The 22,456-nt window shown below is 58.7% G+C and carries 24 protein-coding genes and 1 pseudogene; 16 read left to right on the top strand and 9 right to left on the bottom strand.

What is annotated here, in order from left to right; genetic code table 11:
* The 7 genes and pseudogenes from BMY54_RS30750 to BMY54_RS21595 all read left to right on the top strand — a co-directional run.
* A pseudogene (locus BMY54_RS30750) lies at positions 1 to 281 on the top strand (IS481 family transposase); the annotation flags it as partial.
* A gap of 125 nt (positions 282 to 406) precedes the next feature.
* Complete coding sequence (locus BMY54_RS21620) at positions 407 to 1,531, top strand: polysaccharide deacetylase family protein (RefSeq protein WP_093437027.1); 1,125 nt, start codon at positions 407 to 409, stop codon at positions 1,529 to 1,531.
* Positions 1,532 to 1,868: 337 nt separating this feature from the next.
* Positions 1,869 to 3,263: a PhoH family protein gene (locus tag BMY54_RS21615; RefSeq protein WP_007914309.1), complete on the top strand. Its 1,395-nt coding sequence runs from the start codon at positions 1,869 to 1,871 to the stop codon at positions 3,261 to 3,263.
* 239 nt (positions 3,264 to 3,502) lie between these two features.
* Entirely contained in the window at positions 3,503 to 3,976 is a 474-nt protein-coding gene (gene moaC, locus BMY54_RS21610) for a cyclic pyranopterin monophosphate synthase MoaC (RefSeq protein ID WP_093437022.1), read from the top strand.
* Positions 3,973 to 4,215 (top strand): MoaD/ThiS family protein, encoded by a 243-nt coding sequence (locus tag BMY54_RS21605; protein WP_093437018.1) that lies wholly within the window; start codon positions 3,973 to 3,975, stop codon positions 4,213 to 4,215. The genes moaC and BMY54_RS21605 overlap by 4 nt, the downstream gene beginning before the upstream one ends.
* A gap of 3 nt (positions 4,216 to 4,218) precedes the next feature.
* On the top strand, positions 4,219 to 4,671 hold the full coding sequence (moaE, locus tag BMY54_RS21600; RefSeq protein WP_093437014.1) for a molybdopterin synthase catalytic subunit MoaE: 453 nt from the start codon (positions 4,219 to 4,221) through the stop codon (positions 4,669 to 4,671).
* Between the two features lie 285 nt (positions 4,672 to 4,956).
* A complete protein-coding gene (locus BMY54_RS21595) occupies positions 4,957 to 5,733 on the top strand; it encodes an ABC transporter substrate-binding protein (RefSeq protein WP_093437010.1) in 777 nt (258 codons plus the stop codon).
* 100 nt (positions 5,734 to 5,833) lie between these two features.
* On the opposite strand, the gene BMY54_RS21590 is transcribed toward BMY54_RS21595, so the two are convergent.
* The 5 genes from BMY54_RS21590 to BMY54_RS21570 all read right to left on the bottom strand — a co-directional run bounded on the left by BMY54_RS21590 (position 5,834) and on the right by BMY54_RS21570 (position 11,149).
* Positions 5,834 to 6,460 (bottom strand): helix-turn-helix transcriptional regulator, encoded by a 627-nt coding sequence (locus tag BMY54_RS21590; RefSeq protein ID WP_093437003.1) that lies wholly within the window; start codon positions 6,458 to 6,460, stop codon positions 5,834 to 5,836.
* A gap of 93 nt (positions 6,461 to 6,553) precedes the next feature.
* Complete coding sequence (locus BMY54_RS21585) at positions 6,554 to 7,681, bottom strand: NAD(P)/FAD-dependent oxidoreductase (RefSeq protein ID WP_093436999.1); 1,128 nt, start codon at positions 7,679 to 7,681, stop codon at positions 6,554 to 6,556.
* A 148-nt stretch (positions 7,682 to 7,829) separates the two neighbouring features.
* Positions 7,830 to 8,780 carry an ornithine cyclodeaminase family protein gene (locus tag BMY54_RS21580; RefSeq protein ID WP_093436995.1) on the bottom strand — a complete coding sequence of 317 codons (951 nt, stop codon included), beginning with the start codon at positions 8,778 to 8,780 and terminating at the stop codon, positions 7,830 to 7,832.
* A 136-nt stretch (positions 8,781 to 8,916) separates the two neighbouring features.
* Positions 8,917 to 10,395 carry an ATP-dependent RNA helicase RhlB gene (gene rhlB / locus BMY54_RS21575; protein ID WP_093436990.1) on the bottom strand — a complete coding sequence of 493 codons (1,479 nt, stop codon included), beginning with the start codon at positions 10,393 to 10,395 and terminating at the stop codon, positions 8,917 to 8,919.
* A gap of 97 nt (positions 10,396 to 10,492) precedes the next feature.
* Positions 10,493 to 11,149: an alpha/beta hydrolase gene (locus tag BMY54_RS21570; protein WP_093436986.1), complete on the bottom strand. Its 657-nt coding sequence runs from the start codon at positions 11,147 to 11,149 to the stop codon at positions 10,493 to 10,495.
* A gap of 467 nt (positions 11,150 to 11,616) precedes the next feature.
* Between BMY54_RS21570 and BMY54_RS21565 the strand changes: the two genes are divergently transcribed.
* The 4 genes from BMY54_RS21565 (at position 11,617) to BMY54_RS21550 (ending at position 15,777) form a co-directional block, all read left to right on the top strand.
* Complete coding sequence (locus BMY54_RS21565; RefSeq protein ID WP_007914328.1) at positions 11,617 to 12,648, top strand: amino acid ABC transporter substrate-binding protein; 1,032 nt, start codon at positions 11,617 to 11,619, stop codon at positions 12,646 to 12,648.
* 66 nt (positions 12,649 to 12,714) lie between these two features.
* On the top strand, positions 12,715 to 13,896 hold the full coding sequence (locus BMY54_RS21560) for an amino acid ABC transporter permease (RefSeq protein ID WP_093436981.1): 1,182 nt from the start codon (positions 12,715 to 12,717) through the stop codon (positions 13,894 to 13,896).
* 10 nt (positions 13,897 to 13,906) lie between these two features.
* Positions 13,907 to 15,001, top strand: coding sequence for an amino acid ABC transporter permease (locus BMY54_RS21555; RefSeq protein WP_093436977.1), 1,095 nt, complete (start codon positions 13,907 to 13,909; stop codon positions 14,999 to 15,001).
* A gap of 11 nt (positions 15,002 to 15,012) precedes the next feature.
* The gene (locus BMY54_RS21550) at positions 15,013 to 15,777 is read left to right on the top strand and encodes an amino acid ABC transporter ATP-binding protein (protein WP_008080191.1); all 765 of its coding nucleotides are present in this window, start codon (positions 15,013 to 15,015) and stop codon (positions 15,775 to 15,777) included.
* A gap of 53 nt (positions 15,778 to 15,830) precedes the next feature.
* Here the strand turns inward: BMY54_RS21550 and BMY54_RS21545 are convergent, their stop codons facing one another.
* Together BMY54_RS21545 and BMY54_RS21540 are read right to left on the bottom strand one after the other, a co-directional pair.
* Complete coding sequence (locus BMY54_RS21545) at positions 15,831 to 16,319, bottom strand: type II toxin-antitoxin system MqsA family antitoxin (protein ID WP_034154577.1); 489 nt, start codon at positions 16,317 to 16,319, stop codon at positions 15,831 to 15,833.
* Positions 16,316 to 16,627 carry a type II toxin-antitoxin system MqsR family toxin gene (locus BMY54_RS21540; protein WP_093436972.1) on the bottom strand — a complete coding sequence of 104 codons (312 nt, stop codon included), beginning with the start codon at positions 16,625 to 16,627 and terminating at the stop codon, positions 16,316 to 16,318. The genes BMY54_RS21545 and BMY54_RS21540 overlap by 4 nt, the downstream gene beginning before the upstream one ends.
* A 166-nt stretch (positions 16,628 to 16,793) precedes the next feature.
* Here BMY54_RS21540 and BMY54_RS21535 point away from each other — a divergent pair, with 166 nt between their 5' ends.
* The 5 genes from BMY54_RS21535 (at position 16,794) to BMY54_RS21515 (ending at position 20,819) form a co-directional block, all read left to right on the top strand.
* Positions 16,794 to 17,453, top strand: a complete 660-nt coding sequence (locus BMY54_RS21535; RefSeq protein WP_093436967.1) for a FadR/GntR family transcriptional regulator — start codon at positions 16,794 to 16,796, stop codon at positions 17,451 to 17,453.
* On the top strand, positions 17,443 to 18,747 hold the full coding sequence (locus tag BMY54_RS21530) for a CynX/NimT family MFS transporter (RefSeq protein WP_093436962.1): 1,305 nt from the start codon (positions 17,443 to 17,445) through the stop codon (positions 18,745 to 18,747). The genes BMY54_RS21535 and BMY54_RS21530 overlap by 11 nt, the downstream gene beginning before the upstream one ends.
* Before the next feature lie 238 nt (positions 18,748 to 18,985).
* Positions 18,986 to 19,456, top strand: a complete 471-nt coding sequence (locus BMY54_RS21525; RefSeq protein WP_077571232.1) for a nuclear transport factor 2 family protein — start codon at positions 18,986 to 18,988, stop codon at positions 19,454 to 19,456.
* Positions 19,457 to 19,496: 40 nt separating this feature from the next.
* The gene (locus BMY54_RS21520) at positions 19,497 to 19,799 is read left to right on the top strand and encodes a GIY-YIG nuclease family protein (RefSeq protein ID WP_093436959.1); all 303 of its coding nucleotides are present in this window, start codon (positions 19,497 to 19,499) and stop codon (positions 19,797 to 19,799) included.
* 84 nt (positions 19,800 to 19,883) lie between these two features.
* Positions 19,884 to 20,819 carry a glutathione S-transferase family protein gene (locus BMY54_RS21515; protein ID WP_093436954.1) on the top strand — a complete coding sequence of 312 codons (936 nt, stop codon included), beginning with the start codon at positions 19,884 to 19,886 and terminating at the stop codon, positions 20,817 to 20,819.
* Between the two features lie 115 nt (positions 20,820 to 20,934).
* Here the strand turns inward: BMY54_RS21515 and BMY54_RS21510 are convergent, their stop codons facing one another.
* Positions 20,935 to 21,285 carry a glutaredoxin family protein gene (locus BMY54_RS21510; RefSeq protein WP_093436950.1) on the bottom strand — a complete coding sequence of 117 codons (351 nt, stop codon included), beginning with the start codon at positions 21,283 to 21,285 and terminating at the stop codon, positions 20,935 to 20,937.
* Positions 21,285 to 22,289, bottom strand: a complete 1,005-nt coding sequence (gene yejK / locus BMY54_RS21505) for a nucleoid-associated protein YejK (RefSeq protein WP_093436946.1) — start codon at positions 22,287 to 22,289, stop codon at positions 21,285 to 21,287. The genes BMY54_RS21510 and yejK overlap by 1 nt, the downstream gene beginning before the upstream one ends.
* Positions 22,290 to 22,456: the final 167 nt, after the last annotated feature.

Raw genomic sequence — 22,456 nt, 5'->3', positions numbered from 1 at the left:
CCGCGCTGGGCATGAAACCGCCGGCATCTGTCTATCGCCCGTCGATACGCGCTTATCCCGGTTACTTGCCTGCGCTTGAATACGGTTCCGATGTTGAAGTACGTAAGGTTCGGTCAAATGGGGAAATTAAATGGAAAGGACAGCTGATTTTTCTAGGAGAGGCTCTAATTGGAGAGGACATCGCGTTGAAGGAAGTGGCTGGTGACGCTTGGGAACTGTACCTTTGCAGCCACTGTTTAGGCAGGCTTGAAAGAGGCGCCAAACGCGTTTCAAGCCTGTAAAGGTGTAAACGATGTCCCCGGTCTAATTTGTAAAGGATGTACCGGTCTCTACAGTGAGGGTAGCGTCCGTGAATCTTGCACATCAGCTATAGTGCCGCGCGGGTTTTGTTATGGAGACATCCCTTTTGCGCATTGTTCTTTTATTCACCGCGTGGCTGTTGAGCTTCGGTGCCGTCGCGGCGCCGGGCGATGTGGCGACGCTGGATCGCAGCACCTGGCCGGAGCAGCTTAGCAACCCGACCCTGTTTGACGTGGCGTCACGGGCGGAAATCCTGATGTTCGCCCGTGTCCTGCTGGGCACCGAGTCGATGGACGAGGCCGCTCTGGCGCAGCGTCTAGGCTTGCGCACGGTCAATATCGATGCGGTCAACATTCTGCGCCAACGCCTCTGGCCGCGCCTGCTGGCCAACTACAACTATGCCCAGCAAAGCTGCGATCAGGACGCCTCGTTCTGCTTTCTTGTAGAAGACTTGCCAACGCTGCGCGAGCAAGCTGCCAAGTTCGTCGTCAGTGACGACAGTTATTACACCAAGTGGGCCGAGCCGAGCCGGATCTTCCATGTGCAGTACCTCGACGAGTTGTTGCGCAAGGCCGCGTTGTCGCCGCAGAGCAGCAACGAATTCGATCGTTTCGGTGACTACGAGCGCAACGGCGACGCGATGCACGACCGGCTGTTCCTGCTGACCTTCGACAGTGCCGCCAATCTGCAACCGGACAACACCGGCTGGCTCACCGAATACCTACGCAAATCGAACCTGAGCGGCACGTTCTTCGTGCTGGGCAAGGATATTCAGGCGCGACTGGCTGATCGCTCGGTGAGCAGCCTGCAAGCAGAGTTCTCGAAACAGTGCGTCGGCGTTCAAGGCTGGGAGTTCCGCTCCCACAGCCACTGGCAGGACTGGCAGGATTCGGTGCGGCGCAGCGCAGATCTGGTGAAGAACAAGTTGCCGGAAAACTACGTGCCGCTGTTTCGTCCGCCGGAAGGGCAGCGCCGCAGCGATGCGCAAGGTTTCTTCAACACACAAGGCCTGCAAGTGGCGCTGTGGGACATCGATGCCCAGGACGGCGCCGGCAAACTCAAGGGCGCAGCGAGCGCGCAGAGGGTGCTGACTCTGATGCTGCTGTGGCGACACGGGGTGATCAATTTCAACATGAAACAGGACGCGGTGAAGACCTCGTTACCGTGGTTGATCACGCAGACCGCGCAGAGCGGTATCGGTTGGGAAGACTGTCAGGACGCTTTTCGCTGAGAAACGAAAAAAGCCCGGAAACATTGGGCTTGGGGCGATTTTTTTGAAGAGTTCGATGCAGGCGGACTTCCGACTTTAGCGGGGTCTGGGCAGTCCGCCAAGGGCTTTTCGTCACTCTGAAAAATAAACTTAAAAAAACCGTCAAAGTACTTTTTTATGTCATCGGTTTTGGAGTATTACGAAGACAGACCGCCGAAACCTGCAACACAGGTGGCGTCTTCCAAGACCCGTTTGTTTGCAGTCACTTGAATCTCCGCAGGTGAGATTTCGGCAGTCACTTCGAGGCGCAGCACCGCTCAGGTATTGCGTCCAATGGCTCTGACAAAGGTGACCGAGTATGGATGATCACGGACGTAGCCCTTCCTCCAACCAGCCAATCCTTTATGTACTCGATACCAACGTATTGATTCACGATCCAAATGCCCTGCTGAATTTCGAAGAACACCACGTCGCGATCCCGATGACCGTGCTTGAAGAGCTGGACAAGCTCAAGAGCGGGCATCACAGCGTTGCCGCCGAATGCCGTCAGGCCATCCGGCTGATCGACAAGACCTTGGGCGACGCTTCCCCTGAAGACGTCGAACTGGGTGTGCCGATCCAGCGCGGTAAAGGCGGGCCGAAGGGCTTGCTGTCAATTCTGATGAGCAAACAGGCCGAATCGAATCTGATTCTGCCCGAGCATCTGAACGACAATAAAATCATCAACCAACTGATCGATTTGCACACCCGCGATCCGAAAAAGCCTGTGGTGCTGGTCACCAAAGACATCAACATGCGCCTCAAGGCGCGCGCCTGTGGCATCGATGCCGAGGATTACAGCACCGACCAACTGGTCGATGACGTGTCTCTGCTGCCTAACGGCTATCACAACATGACCGGCTCTTTCTGGGACCGCGTGAGCAAGGTCGACACCCGCCAGGATCACGGCCGCACCTGGCACCAAGTACAACTGATCGACAACCTGCCGGCGGTGCACATCAACGAGTTCATCATCGACGAACAGGGCTTTGTCGGCTGGATCAAGGAGATCGACGAGGCCAAGCTGCTGATCCTCGACCTGCATCAGGAACCGCTGCTGCATCAAGAGGCCTGGGGGCTGAAACCACGCGACATCTATCAGAGTCTGGCGCTGTACGCGCTGCTCGATCCGGACATTCATCTGGTCAACCTGTCGGGTGCCGCCGGTTCCGGTAAAACCATTCTGGCGCTGGCCGCGGCGATCGAGCAGACCATGGTCAGCAAGCGTTATCGCCGCATCATTGCGACCCGCAGCGTGCAGGGCCTGGACCAGGAAATCGGCTTCCTGCCCGGTACTGAAGCGGAAAAAATGGAGCCGTGGCTGGGCGCCATTACCGACAACCTCGAAGCCTTGCACATGGATGACGAAAACACCCATGGCAGCGTCGACTACATCCTCAGCAAAGTGCCGTTGCAGTTCAAATCGCTCAACTACATTCGCGGGCGCAGCTTCCAGCAGAGCCTGATCCTGATCGACGAATGCCAGAACCTCACGCCGCACCAGATGAAAACCATCATCACCCGTGCCGGCGCGGGTTCCAAAGTGGTGTGCCTGGGCAACCTCGCACAGATCGACACCCCTTACCTGTCCGCGACCAGTTCCGGGCTGACCTACCTGACCGAACGCTTCAAGGATTTCCCCAACGGTGTGCACATCACCCTGCAAGGGGTGCCTCGCTCGATTCTGGCCGAATACGCCGAATCGCATCTGTAACCCTTCACCCCAAACCGGGCGGCCCACCAGCCGCCCGGTTTTTTATGCCTGGACACAAATCCAAATGTGGGAGCGAGCTTGCTCGCGAATGCGGTATGCCAGTCACCATAGATGTAGCCTGATGCACCGCCTTCGCGAGCAAGCTCGCTCCCACAGGGTGCAACGGTGATTTCATAATCAATGATGCGGAAATTTGACCCGCAGGTTTACAATCGTCGCTCCTGATCAGGAGTAATCCCGTGCTGACTCATCTCGATTCCCAAGGTCGCGCCAACATGGTCGACGTCACCGAAAAAGCGGTGACGTTCCGTGAAGCGACGGCCCAAGCGCTGGTGCGCATGCTCCCCGAAACGCTGCAGATGATCGTCAGCGGCGGCCATCCCAAGGGTGACGTGTTCGCCGTGGCGCGCATTGCCGGCATTCAAGCGGCGAAGAAAACCAGTGATCTGATTCCCCTGTGCCATCCGCTGATGCTCACCGGCGTCAAAGTCGAACTCAGTGCTGATGGCGACGACACCGTGCGCATCGTTGCCCGCTGCAAGCTGTCCGGGCAGACCGGCGTTGAGATGGAAGCGTTGACCGCTGCCAGTGTTGCCGCCCTGACCATTTACGACATGTGTAAAGCCGTCGATCGCGGCATGACCATTGAAAGCGTGCGTCTGCTGGAGAAGGTCGGTGGCAAGAGCGGGCACTTTCAGGCGGAGCAGCCATGAACCTGACCGTGAAGTTTTTTGCCCGTTACCGCGAAGCGCTGGGCGTGGATTCGGTAAGGATTGAAGGTGATTTCGCCACCGTCGAAGACGTTCGCGCACTGCTCGCGCAACGTGACGGCGCCGAGGTGTTGAGCGAGCAGAACCTGATGTGCGCACGCAACGAAGACCTCTGCCAACTCGATGAGCCGGTGGTCGATGGCGACGAAGTGGCGTTTTTCCCTACCGTGACCGGGGGCTGATCCATGGCGATGCGCGTGCAGGCCACGCCGTTCGATCCGGGCGCTGAAGTCAACGCGATGCATGCGGCCAATGTCGGCGTCGGCGCGGTGGTGAGTTTTGTCGGCTACGTGCGCGACTTTAACGACGGCCTCGATGTAGCGGGGATGTTCCTCGAACACTATCCGGGCATGACCGAAAAAGCCCTCGGCAAAATCGCCAGCGAAGCCGAACAGCGCTGGCCGTTGCTGAAACTGGAAGTGCTGCACCGCATCGGCGCATTGGAGCCGGGCGAACCCATCGTGTTCGTCGGCGCCGCCAGTGCCCATCGCCAGGCTGCCTTCGATGCCTGCGCCTTTGTCATGGACTACCTGAAAACCCGCGCGCCGTTCTGGAAGAAAGAAAACACCAGTGACGGTCCGCGTTGGGTTGAGGGGCGCGACAGTGATCATGCAGCGGCGGATCGCTGGAAAAAGTAATTTCTGTAGCGTCCCTCAGTACGCCTTCGCGAGCAAGCTCGCTCCCACATTGGATCTGTGTCGTTCACAAATCCAATGTGGGAGCGAGCTTGCTCGCGAAGGGGCCATCTGTAACAGCAAAAACCTCGCAGACACTCTCTTCTCGCGGATTGACGGCTTGTACCTATAAGTCCAATATGGATTTACAAGTACAAAAAAAGCTTCAATCTTGCCGCTCGAAGCTTCCCGCTAGCAGCTGCTCTTCTTCATCTTGCCAAACCAACAACAACCCGCGAGAGAACGAACATGAAGAAACTCCCCCTCATCACCGGTCTGGCCCTCAGCCTATTGGCCTCCGCCAGCGTGTTTGCCGCCGAGCAAACCCTGCGCATCGGTATCGAAGCCGCTTACCCGCCATTTGCGTCGAAAACCGACAAAGGCGAAATCGTCGGTTTCGACTACGACATCGGCAATGCCCTGTGTGCGCAGATGAAGGTCAAGTGTGTGTGGGTCGAGGGTGAGTTCGACGGTCTGATTCCTTCGCTGAAAGTGAAGAAGATCGACATGGCGCTGTCATCGATGACCATCAACGAAGACCGCAAGAAGTCGGTGGATTTCACCCATAAGTACTACTTCACCTCGTCGCGCCTGGTGATGAAGGAAGGCGCCACGGTCGACGATCAATACGCCAGCCTCAAGGGCAAGAACGTCGGCGTGCAGCGCGCGACCACCACCGATCGTTATGCCACCGAGGTGTTCGAGCCGAAGGGCATTAACGTCAAGCGCTACAGCAACAACGAAGAAATCTACATGGACCTGGCAGCGGGGCGGCTTGATGCGATTTTTGCCGACACCATTCCGCTGAATGACTTTTTGTCGATGCCGCGTGGCAAGGGTTATGCGTTTGTCGGGCCTGAGTTGAAGGATCCGAAGTACGTGGGCGAGGGCGCGGGAATTGCGGTGCGCAAGGGCAATACTGAACTGGTCAGCCAGTTGAATGGCGCCATCGATGGCATTCGCGCGAGTGGCGAGTACCAGAAGATTTCCGAGAAGTATTTCAAGTCCGACATTTACGGCGACTGATCTACCGCTTTCGCGAGCAGGCTCACTCCTACATTTGGAATGCGTTCACCTGTAGGAGTGAGCCTGCTCGCGATGGCGTCAGAGAAATCACCGCAAATCTCTAGCCCTTCAATTCCTTCAAATGCTTGTACACCGTCGCCCGCCCCATGTTCAGCACGTTCGCCACATAGTTCGAGGCGCTCTTGCCCTTGAACGCGCCCTCGGCGTGCAGCGCCAGCACCAGTTCACGTTTGTGATCGCGGGTCAGCACATTCAGGCTTAGTTGCCGCTCACGCAGCCAGGCGTGGAGGAAGGTGTTGATGCGTTCCTGCCAGTCATCGCGAAACAGTGAGTCCGGTTGCGGGATCAGCTTGCTCGGTGAGAGGAACAGGTCTAGCGCGGCCTTGGCATTCTCGAACAGCGAAATATTCAGGTTGATGCACAACACCGCCAGTGGCCGGCCTTCGCTGTCGCGCAGCACGGTGCTCAGGCTGCGAATCTTCTGGCCATCCCAATTGAGCTTTTCGTACGGGCCGATATTGCGGTCGCTGACATCCTCGCTGAGCATGTCCTCCAGTGACGAGTCGTCGCCGATCTCGCGCTTGGACAGGTTGTTGGCGATGTAGTCGACCTTTTGCGTGCGCAGGTCGTGCAGCACCACTTCGGCGTGGGGAAAGAACAGCGTGGCGATGGCGTCGGCAACAGCGCGGAAGTTATCCAGCGCCGGGTCGAATTCAGGGGCAGTCATGACAGTGGAGCTCCAGGCAGCGTCAACGCCTCCGTGATCAGGAGGCGTTGCGAGTGTGCCGCAATCCGTTGGGCGCGTCATCCGCAGGGACAATCAGGCGAGACGGGCAGGGGCGAGCATGGTGCTGTCCAGCCCGAACTGCTGCAAGTGCTCGGGCAACGGCTCGCCGCGTACCAACGCCGCGCTGGCCTGGCCCATCGCCGGGGAAGTCTGAATGCCGTAACCACCCTGTGCCGCCACCCAGAACAGCCCCGGCACCTGTTGATCGAAACCGCTGAGCAAATCACCGTCGGCGACGAAGCTGCGCAGGCCGGCCCACGTACGCGTCGGACGGCGGATGGTCAGCGTGGTGGCCTCTTCGATCTGGTAGATGCCCATGGCGATGTCCAGTTCTTCCGGCTGCACATCGTGAGGCTCGACCGGGTCGGCGTTGGCGGGCGAGCCGAGAAACATGCCGGCGTCGGGCTTCATATAGAAGGATTCGTCGAGGCTGACCAGCATCGGCCAGTGATGAATGTCGACGCCTTCCGGCCCGGCGAAAATGAACGCGGCGCGGCGCTTCGGTTGTAGGCCCAGCGGTTGGGCGCCGGCCAGTGTGCCGATCTTGTCGGCCCAGGCGCCGGCGGCGTTGATGATCACTGGCGCGCTGAACGTCTGGCCGTTGGTCTGAACACTCCAGCGGCCCTCGGCATCGCGACTGAGGCCTAGCACTTCGCAATCGGTGTGCAATTCGCCATTGTTGCGGCGAATCCCGCGCAGGTAGCCCTGATGCAAGGCGTCAGTGTCGATGTCGCTGGCGCTCGGGTCATAGATCGCGCCATGGACTTTTTCCCGGCGCAGGATCGGCAGTCGCGCGCAGGCTTCGTCGGCGCTGAGCAGTTGCATCTCCGGCACGGTGGCTTTGGCGCTGAGATATTGGTTGTTGAGTTCGGCGGCATCACCGGTGAAATCCACGGTCATTTCACCGCGTGGGGTGAGCAGTGGGTGTTCGCAGAAACCGGCTGGCGGGTGGTCAAAAAACGCCCGGCTGGCCTGGGTCAGCGCGCGTACTTGCGGTGTGCCGTACGCGGCGGTAAACAGCGCGGCGGAGCGCCCGGTGGAGTGATAGGCCGGGTGGGATTCACGTTCGAGCACGATCACTTTGCCGTGCGGCGACAGCCAGAAACCGGTGGATGCGCCGGCAATCCCGCCGCCGATGATGATGAAATCTGCCTGGCTCATGTAGGTCTCCTGATGCTCGAAATATTAAAATACACGCAATCCCTGTGGGAGCGAGCTTGCTCGCGAAAGCGATCTATCAGTCAACACATTCGGTGAATGTCAGACCGCATTCGCGAGCAAGCTCGCTCCCACATGGATTGCATCAGGCTTAATTCTGGTGATGGAGGAGATAAACCGCATTGGCCAGGGCGATGTCTTCCAGGCCGAGGCCAATTGAGCGGAAGAACACGTGACGATCGTAATCGGGGCGCTGCACTTTCTCGCTGAGCAAGTCGGCGAGGTCGCCGACAATCGAATCCTTGCTCCAGCCATGCTGTTCACTGGCAATCAGCATCTCACCTGCCGAGCCCGGCGTGGTCAGACGATAGTCGCAGAACACCTGCATGTCGTTGAGGCTCTGCGGCGGCACTTCATGGGCACGCGGGGCGTTGGTGCTAATCGAGGTGATCAGGGCTGGTGTGCTCAGCGCGGCCGGATCGATCACCGGGCCGGCGGACGAGGTGCACAGCATGATCACGTCGGCCTCGACGAGGGCGGCTTCACGGCTGTCAACGATCCTCAGGTTGGGAGTGATGGCTTTCAACAGTGCCTTGGTTTGAGCGTCGGCGGACAGGCTTGGCGAATACAGGCTGATGCTCTGCCAGTCGCGTAGACCTTTCACATAGTGCAGATGCGCCTGCGCAACCTTGCCACTCCCGATGATTGCCAGTCGCGTGGCGTTTGTCGGAGCGAGGGTGTCGACCGCCACAGCCGTGGTCGCGGCGGTGCGCGCGGTGGTCAGTTCAGCGGCATCGCAGAGCAGCAGTGGCTGACCGGTTTTCATCGACATCAACAAGGTCCATGCCGTCACCAGCGCACCTTGCTCGCGAACGATATACGGCGAGGTCTTCACGCCGTACACGCCGTCTTCGGCCAGCACGCCCAGATAATTGATGAAGTCGCCGGCACCTTGCGGAAATTCCACCAGTTGCTGCGCCGGTTGCACGGCGTTACCCGCCGCAAGATCACGGAACAGCTTGCGCAGGATTTGCGGCACATCAATGCGCGCCAGCAGCTCACGGGCCTGATGCTGGTCGATCACGTAGGGCGTACTGGACATATCAGGCTCCGAAAACGAAAAATAAACTTATTTGTCTATTATGGACTTTTAGTTTTCTCTCGCAAGCACCTGATGAAACACCGGGCGAAAAAAAAGCGCAGTCCGTTGCCGGCTGCGCTTTTCTTTTAAACGTCGTTTACTGCGGACGCTTGCGCTCAACCGCGCGCAACAGATGCGTCGGCGGCGTTTCACAGCTGATCTTGCGACCGAGCTTCTCTTCGATGGACGGCAACTGGTAGGAGTCGTCCTCACCGGCGAAGCTGATCGACACACCGTCGGCGCCGGCACGACCGGTACGACCGATGCGGTGCACGTAGTCGTCCGGGACTTCCGGCAGGGTGAAGTTGATCACGTGGCTGATGCCGTCGATGTGGATGCCGCGACCGGCCACATCAGTGGCGACCAGTACGCGAATCTTGCCTTCGCGGAAACCTTCCAGGGTCTTGATGCGTTTGTGCTGCGGCACATCGCCGGACAGTTGCGCGGCGTTGATGCCATCGCGCACCAGGCGTTCTTCGATGCGGCGCACTTCGTCCTTGCGGTTGGCAAACACGATCACGCGTTCCCAGCCGTTATCGTTGACCAGGTTGTAGAGCAGTTTGTACTTGTCGGCACCGGCCACCGCATAGATGTGCTGCTCGACGTTTTCGTTGGCAACGTTGGTGATTTCGATTTCGACGATCGCAGGGTCAGTGGTCCACTGCTTGGCGAGGTTCATCACGTCTTCGGTGAAGGTCGCGGAGAACAGCAAGGTCTGGCGTTCGGACTTCGGTGGCGTCTGGCGAATGATCTGACGTACCTGCGGGATGAAACCCATGTCGAGCATGCGGTCGGCCTCGTCCAGCACCATCACTTCGACCATGTCCAGGTGCACGTCGCCACGCTGGTTGAAGTCGAGCAGACGGCCGGGTGTGGCGACGAGGATGTCGCAGTGACGCGCTTCGAGGTGCTTGAGCTGCTTGTCGAAGTCCATGCCGCCAACAAACGTCATGACGTTGAGGCCGGTGTACTTGGTCAGGTCAGCGGCGTCCTTGGCGATTTGTACCACCAGCTCACGGGTCGGCGCGATGATCAGCGCACGGGGTTCGCCCATGTAGCGTTCTTTCGGCGGCGGGGTCTGCAGCAGTTGGGTGATGATCGAGATCAGGAACGCGGCGGTTTTACCGGTGCCGGTCTGCGCACGGCCAATGGCGTCTTTGCCGGCGAGGGTGTAACCCAGCACCTGCGCCTGAATCGGCGTGCAGTACGGAAAACCCAGATCCTGGATGGCGTGCATCAGTTCTGGAGACAGCTTGAAGTCGTGGAAGCGGGTTTTGCCTTCCTGTGGCTCGACGACGAAATCCTCGAGTTTCCACGGAATAACCGGTGCCTTGGGCTTCGGTTCGCGGCGCGGTCTGGCCGGTTTCGGCGCTTCGCTGCGGGCAGGTTCGGCGGCGATTGGCGCGGCCGGTGCAGGTTGTGGTTCTGCCTTCGGTGCCGCTACGTGAGCGGGGCGCTCGGCCTGTGGCGCATCGTTGCGATGACCGGGGGCGTGCGACGGCGCACTGGGAACTGGCGCGAGCTGCTCAGCCTCGCTTTTACCGAACATCTTCTTGAGTGCTTTGAGCACGGTCATCTCATCAATTGGTTAAGGAATGTACGCCGGCCAGTGTAATGCAAGAAACGGGCGCGGCGTAGTGGGAGGGATCAAAGGGCGGTTTTAATCTCGACGCTTAGCGCAAACGTTCGCTCAACCAGGTACCGATGTCGCGAATTTCCTCGGGTAACACTTCGTGCTCCATTGGGTATTCCTGCCATGTCACGGTGACACCATGCTTCACCAAATGCTCATAAGCACTGCGCCCCATCGAGTTTTGCACCACGCCATCGAACTGGCCGTGCAGGCATATCGCGGGGATCCGCTGCTGACTGGCTGACAGCTCCATCTCATCACTGAAGGTCGGCGCATATGTCGACAACGCCAGCACGCCGCCCAATGGCCCCTGCCATTTCACAAATGCAGTGTGCAACACCACCGCGCCACCCTGGGAAAACCCGGCGAGAAAAATTCGCGAGGCGTCTATTCCGCTGGCGCGCTCGTTTTCGATCAATTCAATGATGCGATCCGCCGACGCTTCCAGCTCATCACGATCGATCGCGCGCGCCGGGCTCATGGCTTTGATGTCGTACCAGCTTGGCATGGCATATCCGCCATTTATCGTCACTGGACGAGTTGGCGCCTGTGGCAACACGAAGCGCGTGCTCAGCAGGCTTTCCTGCAATGCCTCGGCCACCGGCAGGAAGTCGTAACGGTCGGCGCCGAGGCCGTGCAGCCAGATCACGCAGGCGTCTGCGGGCTTAACAGGCTGAAGAATCAAGGGCTCGGTCATGTCTGCTCCAAAAATGTGCGGGCGCTCTCATTAAGTGCGTGGTTCGAGTGCGCGTCCGGTTGATCCGTTAAGAAGATGTCGCAAGGTTACAAGTTTTGCTATTGACCTGTCGCCGAATCGATTCGGCGAGCGGTGTGGTACGGGCTTTGCTATGGCTTGAACCGTGCAACCGATCTTGCGTGGGCGGTAACACTATCAGTGTACGACCCGCGACGGGATTGCAAAGAATCCGGTGATGGATGTTCGCCAATGGCCGCTACGGGCTTAGCGAATGTGAAAGGGCTACAGCCCGTTCGGCCGATTGGTGAGAAGTGAGTTGTCCATGATGTGGATTTTCTCCTACTAGACTCATAGCGAAGGTCTTACGTCGGTTGACCCCAAAAAAAGCCAACACGGGTCAACAACGCCTCAAAAGGGTGCGACTGGACTCAAGCTCCGACACAACAAGAGCAAAACTGGAGGTTTGAATGAAGATGTTGAAATCCACTCTGGCGATCGTGACTGCAGCAACAGTTCTCGGCGTCAGCGGGTTCGCTCAGGCGGGTGCAACCCTGGATGCCGTGCAGAAGAAAGGTTTCGTGCAGTGTGGCGTGAGCGACGGTCTGCCGGGCTTCTCGGTACCGGACGCAACCGGCAAGATCCTCGGGATCGACGCTGACGTCTGCCGCGCTGTGGCCGCTGCCGTATTCGGCGACGCGACCAAGGTCAAATTCAGTCAGTTGAACGCCAAAGAGCGCTTCACCGCGCTGCAATCGGGCGAGATCGACATCCTGTCGCGCAACACCACCATGACCAGTTCGCGTGACGCGGGCATGGGCCTGAAATTCCCGGGCTTCATTACCTACTACGACGGCATCGGTTTCCTGGTGAACAACAAGCTGGGCGTGAAAAGTGCCAAAGAGCTGGACGGTGCAACCATCTGCATCCAGGCCGGTACCACCACCGAGCTGAACGTTTCCGACTACTTCCGTGGCAACGGTCTGAAATACACCCCGATCACCTTCGACACCTCCGATGAAAGCGCCAAGTCGCTGGAATCCGGTCGTTGCGACGTGCTGACCTCCGACAAGTCCCAACTGTTCGCCCAGCGCTCCAAGCTGGCCTCGCCGAAGGACTACGTGGTTCTGCCGGAAACCATTTCCAAAGAACCGCTGGGCCCGGTCGTACGTAATGGTGACGACGAGTGGTTGGCCATTGTGCGCTGGGTTGGCTACGCGCTGCTCAACACCGAAGAAGCCGGCATCACTTCGAAGAACGTCGAAGCCGAAGCCAAGTCGACCAAGAACCCGGACGTTGCCCGTATGCTCGGCGCTGACGGCGAGTACGGCAAAGACCTGAAACTGCCGAAAGACTGGGTTGTGCAGATCGTCAAACAAGTCGGCAACTACGGCGAAATCTTCGAGAAAAACCTCGGCAAGAGCACTCCGCTGGAAATCGACCGCGGCTTGAACGCCCTGTGGAACAACGGCGGCATTCAGTACGCACCACCAGTGCGCTAATGGTTCTATCGCCCGGCGGGCCAACCGCCGGGTGATGTTCTTGTTCCATTTCTTCCGGGGCACTTCATGCAAAATTCAATCGGCGCACCAAAGCAGAGGCTCAGCCTCAGCGATCCACGAGTGCGTGCGTGGCTATTCCAGATCATCACCGTTGTGGCGGTGGTCTCGCTGGGCTGGTACTTGTTCGACAACACGCAAACCAACCTTCAGCACCGGGGCATTACTTCCGGTTTCGGCTTTCTGGAGCGCAGTGCCGGATTCGGCATCGCTCAACACCTGATCGACTACACCGAAGCGGACAGCTATGCCCGCGTCTTTGTTATCGGTCTGCTCAACACCCTGTTGGTGACCGTGATCGGCGTGGTTCTAGCGACGATCCTCGGTTTCATCATCGGTGTGGCACGGCTGTCGCAGAACTGGATCATCAGCAAACTGGCGACCGTGTATGTGGAAGTGTTCCGCAACATTCCGCCGCTGCTGCAAATCCTGTTCTGGTACTTCGCGGTATTCCTGACCATGCCGGGACCGCGCAACAGCCATAACTTCGGTGACACCTTCTTCGTCAGCAGCCGTGGCCTGAACATGCCGGCCGCGTTGGCCGCTGATGGTTTCTGGGCGTTCGTGATCAGCATCGTGGTGGCCATCGTCGGCATCGTGCTGATGTGCCGCTGGGCCAACAAGCGCTTTGAAGAAACCGGCGTGCCGTTCCACAAGTTCTGGGTCGGTCTGGCGATTCTGCTGGTGATCCCGACCTTGTGCGCATTGATCTTCGGTGCCCCGTTGCATTGGGAAATGCCGAAGCTGCAAGGCTTCAACTTTGTCGGCGGCTGGGTGCTGATCCCGGAACTGCTCGCCTTGACCCTGGCCCTGACCGTGTACACCGCGGCGTTCATCGCTGAGATCGTGCGTTCCGGGATCAAGTCGGTCAGCCATGGCCAGACCGAAGCGGCGCGCTCGCTCGGCCTGCGTAACGGCCCGACCCTGCGCAAGGTGATCATTCCGCAAGCCCTGCGCGTGATCATTCCGCCCCTGACCAGCCAATACCTCAATCTGGCGAAGAACTCCTCGCTGGCGGCCGGTATCGGTTACCCGGAAATGGTGTCGCTGTTCGCCGGCACCGTGCTCAACCAGACCGGTCAAGCCATCGAAGTGATTGCCATCACGATGAGCGTGTACCTGGCGATCAGTATCAGCATTTCCCTGCTGATGAACTGGTACAACAAGCGCATTGCGCTGATCGAGCGGTAAGGAAAAGCGCATGAGTACTCATACTTTCAAACCCGACATGCCCCCACCGAACAGCAGCATCGGTGTGGTGGCGTGGATGCGCGCGAACATGTTCTCCAGCTGGCTCAACACCCTGCTGACCCTGTTTGCGTTCTACCTGATCTACCTGGTGGTGCCACCGATCCTCAGTTGGGCGATTGTCGATGCCAACTGGGTCGGCACCACTCGCGCCGACTGCACCAAGGAGGGCGCCTGCTGGGTGTTCATTCAGCAGCGTTTTGGCCAGTTCATGTACGGCTACTACCCGACGGAGCTGCGCTGGCGCGTCGACCTGACCGTGTGGCTGGCGGTGATCGGCGCGGCGCCATTGTTCATCTCGCGTGTGCCGCGTAAAGCGATCTACGGGCTGAGCTTTCTGGTGCTTTATCCGATCATTGCCTTCACCTTGCTGCACGGCGGTTTTGGTCTGAGCAATGTGGCGACCAGCCAGTGGGGCGGCCTGATGCTGACCCTGGTTATCGCCACTGTCGGTATCGCCGGTGCGTTGCCGCTGGGGATTGTGCTGGCGCTGGGCCGTCGTTCGAACATGCCGGCGATTCGTGTGGTCTGCGTGACCTTCATCGAGTTCTGGCGCGGCGTGCCGTTGATCACTGTGCTGTTCATGTCCTCGGTGATGCTGCCGCTGTTCCTGCCTGAAGGCATGAACTTCGACAAACTGCTGCGGGCACTGATCGGCGTGATCCTGTTCCAGTCGGCCTATGTGGCCGAAGTGGTGCGTGGCGGTCTGCAAGCGATCCCTAAAGGTCAGTACGAAGCGGCCGCGGCGATGGGCCTCGGTTACTGGCGTTCGATGGGCCTGGTGATCCTGCCGCAAGCCCTGAAGCTGGTGATCCCGGGCATCGTCAACACCTTCATTGCGCTGTTCAAGGACACCAGCCTGGTGATCATCATCGGCCTGTTTGACCTGCTCAACAGCGTCAAACAAGCCGCTGCCGATCCGAAATGGCTGGGCATGGCCACCGAAGGCTACGTGTTCGCCGCCCTGGTGTTCTGGATTTTCTGTTTTGGTATGTCGCGCTATTCCATGCATCTGGAACGCAAGCTCGACACTGGCCACAAGCGTTAGGAGTTCTGTAAATGAGTGAAGCAATCAAAAAGCCTGTAGGTCCTGAAGGCATTATTCAGATGCAGGGCGTCAACAAGTGGTACGGCCAGTTCCACGTGCTCAAAGACATCAACCTCAACGTCAAACAAGGCGAGCGTATCGTCCTGTGCGGGCCGTCGGGTTCCGGTAAATCGACGACGATTCGTTGCCTCAATCGTCTGGAAGAACATCAGCAGGGCCGCATCGTCGTCGACGGCGTGGAGCTGACCAACGACCTCAAGCAGATCGAAGCGATCCGCCGTGAAGTCGGCATGGTGTTCCAGCACTTCAACCTGTTCCCGCACCTGACCATTTTGCAGAACTGCACCCTGGCGCCGATGTGGGTACGCAAGATGCCCAAGCGCAAGGCCGAGGAAATCGCCATGCATTACCTGGAGCGCGTACGCATTCCGGAGCAGGCGCACAAATTCCCGGGGCAACTGTCCGGTGGTCAGCAACAACGTGTGGCGATCGCCCGCGCGCTGTGCATGAAACCGAAAATCATGCTGTTCGACGAACCGACTTCAGCGCTCGATCCGGAGATGGTGAAGGAAGTACTCGACACCATGATCGGCCTGGCTGAAGACGGCATGACCATGCTCTGCGTGACTCACGAAATGGGCTTTGCCCGCACCGTGGCCAACCGTGTGATCTTCATGGATAAAGGTGAAATCGTTGAGCAAGCGGCGCCGAATGACTTCTTCGATAATCCGCAGAATGAGCGGACTAAGTTGTTCTTGAGTCAGATTTTGCATTGATGGTTTGTGAGTAAAACAAACCCGGCCTTGTGCCGGGTTTGTTTTTTTGTGGGTCAGGAAACGGTAAGGGTTTCGTGTTCCTTGTGCACTGTGTGCGTGAAACCTCGCAGGTCTGCGCCTTCAGCCAAGGTCTGGATATCGACGAGCATGTAGGGATGACGATCCAATAAGCGCATCAGCAGCACCAATGCTTTTGGGGGAAGTAACTCGCCCCGTTCGTAGCGAGAGAATGCGTTATGCCCGCCACCAGAGAGCAGTTGCACTGTCTCTTTCTGCGTCAGGTGCAATTTGCGTCGAATTCGTTTCATCTCGGCGCCGATCATTTGTCTGCCAGCGAGAACCAACTCATCACCGGCATCACAATAACGCTCAGCACTATCGGTGTCGAAATCCCATTCCACTTCACCGCACTTCTGGCACTCCCAACCAGATAGATCGTCTACACGGCGCTCCATGCCTTTGACACTCAGGGTTTCTCCGCGACCCTGGAAATGCCTCATTCCCTCACGTGCACCGCAGCTGACACATTGCTGGGTTTTCATGGGTTTTTCTCCTTGAAGGAGATTACCGGTGGGCTGCCGCCGGGGCGATAGGTCACCTTGATGTAAATCTCCTGATCTCGTGAATTGATGTGATACACGTCTTGCCAGATTCGATGATCGTCATAAGTCGTCATCGATTTGTACAACATCCTGGTTTGTAGCTCGAAAACGATCTTTAGCATTTCGCTGAGGTTGAAGCCGAGTTTCTCAGCTGATTTAACCGAAGCTTTGGTGAAAGCTTTTCGACCTAACCGCCTCACCTCAGCCTTGATCACCGCCAGCTCATAATGGGGTGTGTTCTTTTCCATAAGAAACCAAAACCCTGTCCCAGAAATTACCCTTAAAGGGTAATTTTGACCAATCGAAAATCCCGCTCCATGTGTCTCCGATTGACCCTAGGTGGTTGCCGTCCTACACGGGTCTGACTAACATGTCAGAAAATTCATCCTATGATTGGATGAAAGGGAAAATCCTATGTCAGACATTTCTCCACTCGTTAAGCGATCCCTGGTCGATCAGGCTCTGGATCAGCTTCGTCAGCGCATCAACAGCGGTGCCTGGCAGGTTGGCGAGCGTTTGCCGACCGAACCCGAGCTGTGCGTCGAGCTGGGTATCAGCCGCAACACCGTGCGCGAAGCCATGCGCGTGCTGGCGTTTTCCGGACTGATCGAGATTCGCCAGGGCGATGGCAGTTACCTGCGCGCCGTGGTCGATCCGCTCGACACGCTCAAGGCCTTGTCGCGCTGCTCGCTCGATCAGGCGCGGGAAACCCGGCACATCCTCGAAGTCGAGGCCATCGGCCTGGCGGCGTTGCGCCGTACCGACGAGGACCTCGTCGCATTGCGTGAAGCGCTCGGCACCAGCGGCAGCCACTACCACGGCGATCTCGACACCTACATCGCCTGCGATCTGGTGTTCCACCGTCGTCTGGTCGACGCCGCGCACAATCCGACCCTCAGCGAGCTTTATCGCTATTTCTCCAGCATCGTCGGCGCGCAATTGCGCCAGACCCTGAATATCATCCCGCGCCGTCAGGAAGTGTTCGACTTGCATATCGAGTTACTCGATGCGGTCGAGCAACGCGACCCGGAACGGGCCAAAGCTTTGTCGAGGCAGTTGATCAATGAACCTTGAAACCGAGAAATCCATGTCCCGCAGTGAGCTATCCACAACCCCCAAACGCACGGCAGAACTCGAAGAGCTGCTGATCGATGCCGAGGCTGACGACGAGCAAGTGCAACAAAGCCATCCGCTGGTGCGCCGGCCGTGGTTGTTGCTGCTCGGCTTGATTCTGGTCGCGCTGAATTTGCGTCCGGCGCTGTCGAGCATGGCGCCGCTGCTCAGTGATGTGTCGAAAAGCCTCGGTTTGTCGGCGGCTCAGGCCGGTTTGCTGACCACACTGCCAGTGCTGTGCCTGGGATTGTTCGCCCCACTGGCACCGATTCTGGCGCGGCGTTTTGGCGCTGAACGGGTGGTGTTGGGAATTCTACTGACACTGGCCGGCGGGATTATCTTGCGCAGCAACTTCGGCGAGATCGGCCTGTTCGCTGGCAGCGTATTGGGCGGCGCGAGTATCGGCATCATCGGAGTTTTGCTGCCGGGCATCGTCAAGCGCGACTTCGCCAAACATGCGGGCACCATGACCGGCGTGTACACCATGGCGCTGTGTCTGGGCGCGGCGATGGCGGCGGGTTCCAGCGTGCCGCTGAGTGAACATTTCGGTCACAGTTGGGCGATGGGCCTGGGTTTCTGGGTGATTCCGGCGCTGGTTGCAGCGGTGTTCTGGCTGCCGCAAGTCGGGCAGAAACATGGCGCGCACAATGTCGCTTATCGTGTGCGCGGGCTGCTGCGTGATCCGCTGGCCTGGCAGGTGACTTTGTACATGGGCCTGCAATCGTCGCTGGCCTACATCGTGTTCGGCTGGTTGCCGTCGATCCTGATTGGTCGCGGCCTGACGCCGACCCAGGCCGGTCTGGTGTTGTCCGGTTCGGTGATCATCCAGCTCGCCAGTTCGTTGGCTGCGCCGTGGCTGGCGACGCGCGGCAAGGATCAGCGTCTGGCGATCGTCGTGGTCATGGCGCTGACTCTTGGCGGGCTGTTCGGTTGCCTGTACGCGCCGATCGAAGGCCTGTGGGGCTGGGCGATTCTGTTGGGGCTGGGGCAGGGCGGTACGTTCAGTCTGGCGCTGACGTTGATTGTGCTGCGTTCGCGTGATTCGCATGTTGCGGCGAATCTGTCGAGCATGTCTCAGGGTTTCGGTTACACGTTGGCGTCGATGGGGCCGTTCGCGGTCGGCGTGGTGCATGACTGGACCGGCGGCTGGAATGCCGTGGGCTGGATCTTCGGCATCATTGGCACCGGTGCGATCATCGCCGGCCTCGGCGCCGGGCGTGCGTTGTACGTGCAAGTGCAAAGCGAAAAAATCTGACGCATAACCCTTTTTTGGGGCCAGTGATATCCAATGTGGGAGCGAGCTTGCTCGCGAAGACGGTGGTTCAGGCAAAGATCATGTTGAATGTGCCGGCCTCTTCGCGAGCAAGCTCGCTCCCACAGTTTTTGGGGCGCCTTGAAGATCTTGCGTGGTATTCGGTTTACGAATGCCGATAGTGTTTCTGCGCATTGCAGATTATCGTGCTGGCACTCTGTACCTATTTTGGAGTTTGCCCATGAGCGAAGCCCACGCCGCGTTGATCACCCGCTTCTACCAGGCCTTCCAGCGCCTCGATGCCGAAGCCATGGCCGCCTGCTACACCGACGACGTCGTGTTCAGTGATCCGGCCTTCGGCGAACTGCGCGGGCGCGACGCCGGCGACATGTGGCGCATGCTCACCACTCGGGCCAAGGATTTCTCGCTGACCTTCGACAACGTCCGCGCCGATGAGCGCAGCGGTGGCGCACATTGGGTCGCGACCTACCTGTTCAGCCAGACCGGCAACATCGTCATCAACGATATCCAGGCCCGCTTCGTCTTCCGTGACGGCAAGATCTGCGAGCACCACGATCACTTCGATCTATGGCGCTGGTCGCGTCAGGCCCTCGGTTTCAAAGGCCTGCTGCTGGGCTGGACACCACTGGTGCGCAACGCCGTGCGCGCCCAGGCGTTGAAGGGACTGAAGGCATTCCAGGCCGGTCGCTGATAAGATCGCCGCCTGTTTTCCTACACGTTCAGATCCCGAAGTGACCAGCCTTAGCGAAAAATCTGTCGAAGTTGCCGAACCCGTGAGCAAGTCCTGGTTCGTCTACCTCGTGCGCGCCGCCAATGGCTCGTTGTACTGCGGGATCAGTGACGATCCGGTGCGTCGTTTCGCCAAGCATCAAAGTGGCAAAGGCGCACGGTTCTTCCTCTCCAGCCCGGCGATGGCGCTGGTTTATACCGAACTGTGCCGCGACAAGAGCGATGCGCTGCGCCAGGAACGTTTGATCAAAAAACTCAGAAAGAGCGCCAAGGAATGTCTGGTCTCGTCTTATCAATCTGACTGATCAGTTCCCATCAGGCAGATCTGTAGGCTGCTAAGCAAATGCACGCTAAGCTGCGGGCTCACTATCTGAGCGGCGGAGCCGAGCATGTCCGAGTTGATTCTCCACCATTACCCGACCTCTCCATTTGCCGAGAAGGCCCGTCTGCTGCTGGGGTTCAAAGGCTTGTCGTGGCGCTCGGTGCATATTTCGCCGGTGATGCCTAAACCGGATCTGACCGCGCTCACTGGCGGCTATCGCAAGACACCGGTGTTGCAGATTGGCGCTGACATCTACTGCGACACTTCGTTGATCGCTCGTCGTCTCGAGCAAGAGAAGGCTTTGCCAGCGTTCTTCCCCGAAGGTCAGGAGTTCACCACCGCCAGTTTCGCCACTTGGGCTGACTCGGTAGTGTTCCAGCATGCGGTGAGTCTGGTGTTTCAGCCGGAATCTGTGGCCGTGCGTTTTGCCAAGTTGCCGCCGGAAGCGATCAAAGCGTTTATTGCCGACCGCGCCGGTTTGTTCTCGGGCGGCAGTGCCACACGTCTGTCCGCCGAACAGGCCAAGCATCAATGGCCGACGATCATGGTGCGGCTGGAGCAGCAGTTGCAGCGCGAGCAAGGCGACTTCCTGTTCGGCGAACCGTCGATTGCCGACTTTGCGTTGGCGCATCCCATGTGGTTCCTCAAGGCGACGCATGTGACGGCGCCGCTGGTGGATGAGTATCCGGCGGTTTCGGCGTGGCTGAGTCGAGTGCTGGGCTTTGGTCATGGCGCGGCGAGTGCGATGACCTCCGAGGAGGCGCTTGAGGTTGCACGCAATGCGACGCCGGCGGCATTGCCGGATGAGCAGTTTGTTGATCCGAACGGCTTCAAGGCTGGCCAGCAGGTGGCAGTCTCGGCGACGGATTACGGGGTTGATCCGGTGGTGGGTGAGTTGCTGTTTGCCGGCAGTGAAGAGCTGATCATTCGTCGCGAAGACGAGCGTGGCGGCGTGGTGCATGTGCACTTCCCGCGATTCGGCTTCCGCATCGAAGCCCGCTGATCTCTCAAGTCTGATGCAAAACTTTGTAGGAGTGAGCCTGCTCGCGATAGCGGTGTGTCAATGGCGGATTTATCGACTGACACACCGCTATCGCGAGCAGGCTCACTCCTACAGGTTATTTCAGGGCGGCGAGGATTTCGTCCGGGTCAAAACCGCGAATCAACGTGCCATTCACGTCGATCAACGGAATCCCGCGTCCACCCAATGCCTCATACGCCTTGCGCGCCTCGGCATCCTTCTCGATATCGAACTCCTTGAACGCAATCCCTTTGCTGTCGAGAAAGCGTTTGGTCTGCTTGCAGTAGCCGCACCAGTCAGTGGCGTAGAGCACGACATTGGCCTGCGCCCGTGTCTGCTCCGAGACCATCTGCGACGGGTTGAACAGCCGCTCGATCTTGCCCCAGTTCTGATAGACGACCACCACCAGCAGAACCAGTGCAACCTTCTTCAGCACATTGCCGAGCATCAGTTGCGGCGCTTCAACTGATCGGTGAGCGACGTTGGCAGGCCCTTGATCACCAGGGTGCCAGCCTCTTCGTCGTATTCGATCTTCGAACCCAGCAGGTGTGCTTCAAAGCTGATCGACAGGCCTTCGGCGCGGCCGGTAAAGCGGCGGAATTGATTCAGGGTGCGTTTGTCCGCCGGGATCTCCGGCGACAAGCCGTAATCCTTGTTGCGGATGTGATCATAGAAGGCTTTCGGGCGCTCTTCGTCGATCAGCTCCGACAGCTCTTCCAGACCCATCGGTTCGCCGAGTTTGGCCTGACTGCTGGCGTAATCGACCAGGGTCTTGGTCTTCTCGCGGGCGGAGTCTTCCGGCAGGTCTTCGCTTTCGACGAAGTCACTGAAAGCCTTGAGCAGCGTGCGGGTCTCGCCCGGGCCGTCGACGCCTTCCTGGCAACCGATGAAGTCGCGGAAGTACTCGGAGACCTTTTTGCCGTTCTTGCCTTTAATGAACGAGATGTATTGCTTGGACTGCTTGTTGTTCTGCCACTCGGAAACGTTGATCCGCGCCGCCAGGTGTAACTGGCCGAGGTCGAGGTGACGCGACGGGGTCACGTCCAGCTCATCGGTCACCGCCACGCCTTCGCTGTGGTGCAGCAGGGCGATGGCCAGGTAATCGGTCATGCCTTGCTGATAGTGGGCGAACAATACGTGACCGCCGACCGACAGGTTCGACTCTTCCATCAGCTTCTGCAGGTGCTCGACCCCGACTTTGCTGAACGCGGTGAAGTCCTTGCTGCCTTCCATGTATTCCTTCAGCCAGCCGCTGAACGGGAACGCGCCGGACTCCGGATGGAACAGGCCCCAGGCTTTGCCCTGTTTGGCGTTATAGCTCTCGTTGAGGTCGGCGAGCATGTTCTCGATGGCTGCAGACTCGGCCAGTTCCGTGTCACGGGCGTGCAGAACTGCGGGCGTGCCGTCGGGTTTTTTGTCGATCAGGTGGACGATGCAATGACGGATCGGCATGGGCTTCTCGGCTGTAGGAAGGGAGGAGGGCAGGCTCCCCCGAAAAAGCGCTAAGTGTACCGCAACCACTGGTTTTGGCGCGGGTTGTAGGGCAAAACCGGGGCGCGCACTGACGCATATGCAGTTTTTTACCGATTTAGCGCAATAAAGCTGACCAAATGGGTAGC

The sequence above is a fragment of the Pseudomonas sp. ok266 genome (assembly GCF_900110195.1).
Classification (GTDB): Bacteria; Pseudomonadota; Gammaproteobacteria; order Pseudomonadales; family Pseudomonadaceae; genus Aquipseudomonas; species Aquipseudomonas neuropathica.
The sequence above is the reverse complement of the archived record's forward strand: the minus strand, read 5'-3'. Positions and strand labels throughout refer to the sequence as shown.

Excerpts from the sequence above, each read along its gene's own strand:
- BMY54_RS21605 (WP_093437018.1), top strand. The coding sequence starts at position 3,973 with ATGAACCTGACCGTGAAGTTTTTTGCCCGTTACCGCGAAGCGCTGGGC.
- BMY54_RS21550 (WP_008080191.1), top strand. The coding sequence starts at position 15,013 with ATGAGTGAAGCAATCAAAAAGCCTGTAGGTCCTGAAGGCATTATTCAG.
- BMY54_RS21525 (WP_077571232.1), top strand. The coding sequence starts at position 18,986 with ATGAGCGAAGCCCACGCCGCGTTGATCACCCGCTTCTACCAGGCCTTC.
- BMY54_RS21570 (WP_093436986.1), bottom strand. The coding sequence starts at position 11,149 with ATGACCGAGCCCTTGATTCTTCAGCCTGTTAAGCCCGCAGACGCCTGC.
- BMY54_RS21585 (WP_093436999.1), bottom strand. The coding sequence starts at position 7,681 with ATGAGCCAGGCAGATTTCATCATCATCGGCGGCGGGATTGCCGGCGCA.
- moaE (WP_093437014.1), top strand. The coding sequence starts at position 4,219 with ATGGCGATGCGCGTGCAGGCCACGCCGTTCGATCCGGGCGCTGAAGTC.
- yejK (WP_093436946.1), bottom strand. The coding sequence starts at position 22,289 with ATGCCGATCCGTCATTGCATCGTCCACCTGATCGACAAAAAACCCGAC.
- BMY54_RS21555 (WP_093436977.1), top strand. The coding sequence starts at position 13,907 with ATGAGTACTCATACTTTCAAACCCGACATGCCCCCACCGAACAGCAGC.
- BMY54_RS21595 (WP_093437010.1), top strand. The coding sequence starts at position 4,957 with ATGAAGAAACTCCCCCTCATCACCGGTCTGGCCCTCAGCCTATTGGCC.
- BMY54_RS21535 (WP_093436967.1), top strand. The coding sequence starts at position 16,794 with ATGTCAGACATTTCTCCACTCGTTAAGCGATCCCTGGTCGATCAGGCT.
- BMY54_RS21590 (WP_093437003.1), bottom strand. The coding sequence starts at position 6,460 with ATGACTGCCCCTGAATTCGACCCGGCGCTGGATAACTTCCGCGCTGTT.
- BMY54_RS21510 (WP_093436950.1), bottom strand. The coding sequence starts at position 21,285 with ATGCTCGGCAATGTGCTGAAGAAGGTTGCACTGGTTCTGCTGGTGGTG.
- BMY54_RS21540 (WP_093436972.1), bottom strand. The coding sequence starts at position 16,627 with ATGGAAAAGAACACACCCCATTATGAGCTGGCGGTGATCAAGGCTGAG.
- BMY54_RS21615 (WP_007914309.1), top strand. The coding sequence starts at position 1,869 with ATGGATGATCACGGACGTAGCCCTTCCTCCAACCAGCCAATCCTTTAT.
- BMY54_RS21560 (WP_093436981.1), top strand. The coding sequence starts at position 12,715 with ATGCAAAATTCAATCGGCGCACCAAAGCAGAGGCTCAGCCTCAGCGAT.
- BMY54_RS21530 (WP_093436962.1), top strand. The coding sequence starts at position 17,443 with ATGAACCTTGAAACCGAGAAATCCATGTCCCGCAGTGAGCTATCCACA.
- BMY54_RS21565 (WP_007914328.1), top strand. The coding sequence starts at position 11,617 with ATGAAGATGTTGAAATCCACTCTGGCGATCGTGACTGCAGCAACAGTT.
- BMY54_RS21545 (WP_034154577.1), bottom strand. The coding sequence starts at position 16,319 with ATGAAAACCCAGCAATGTGTCAGCTGCGGTGCACGTGAGGGAATGAGG.
- BMY54_RS21580 (WP_093436995.1), bottom strand. The coding sequence starts at position 8,780 with ATGTCCAGTACGCCCTACGTGATCGACCAGCATCAGGCCCGTGAGCTG.
- rhlB (WP_093436990.1), bottom strand. The coding sequence starts at position 10,395 with ATGACCGTGCTCAAAGCACTCAAGAAGATGTTCGGTAAAAGCGAGGCT.
- BMY54_RS21515 (WP_093436954.1), top strand. The coding sequence starts at position 19,884 with ATGTCCGAGTTGATTCTCCACCATTACCCGACCTCTCCATTTGCCGAG.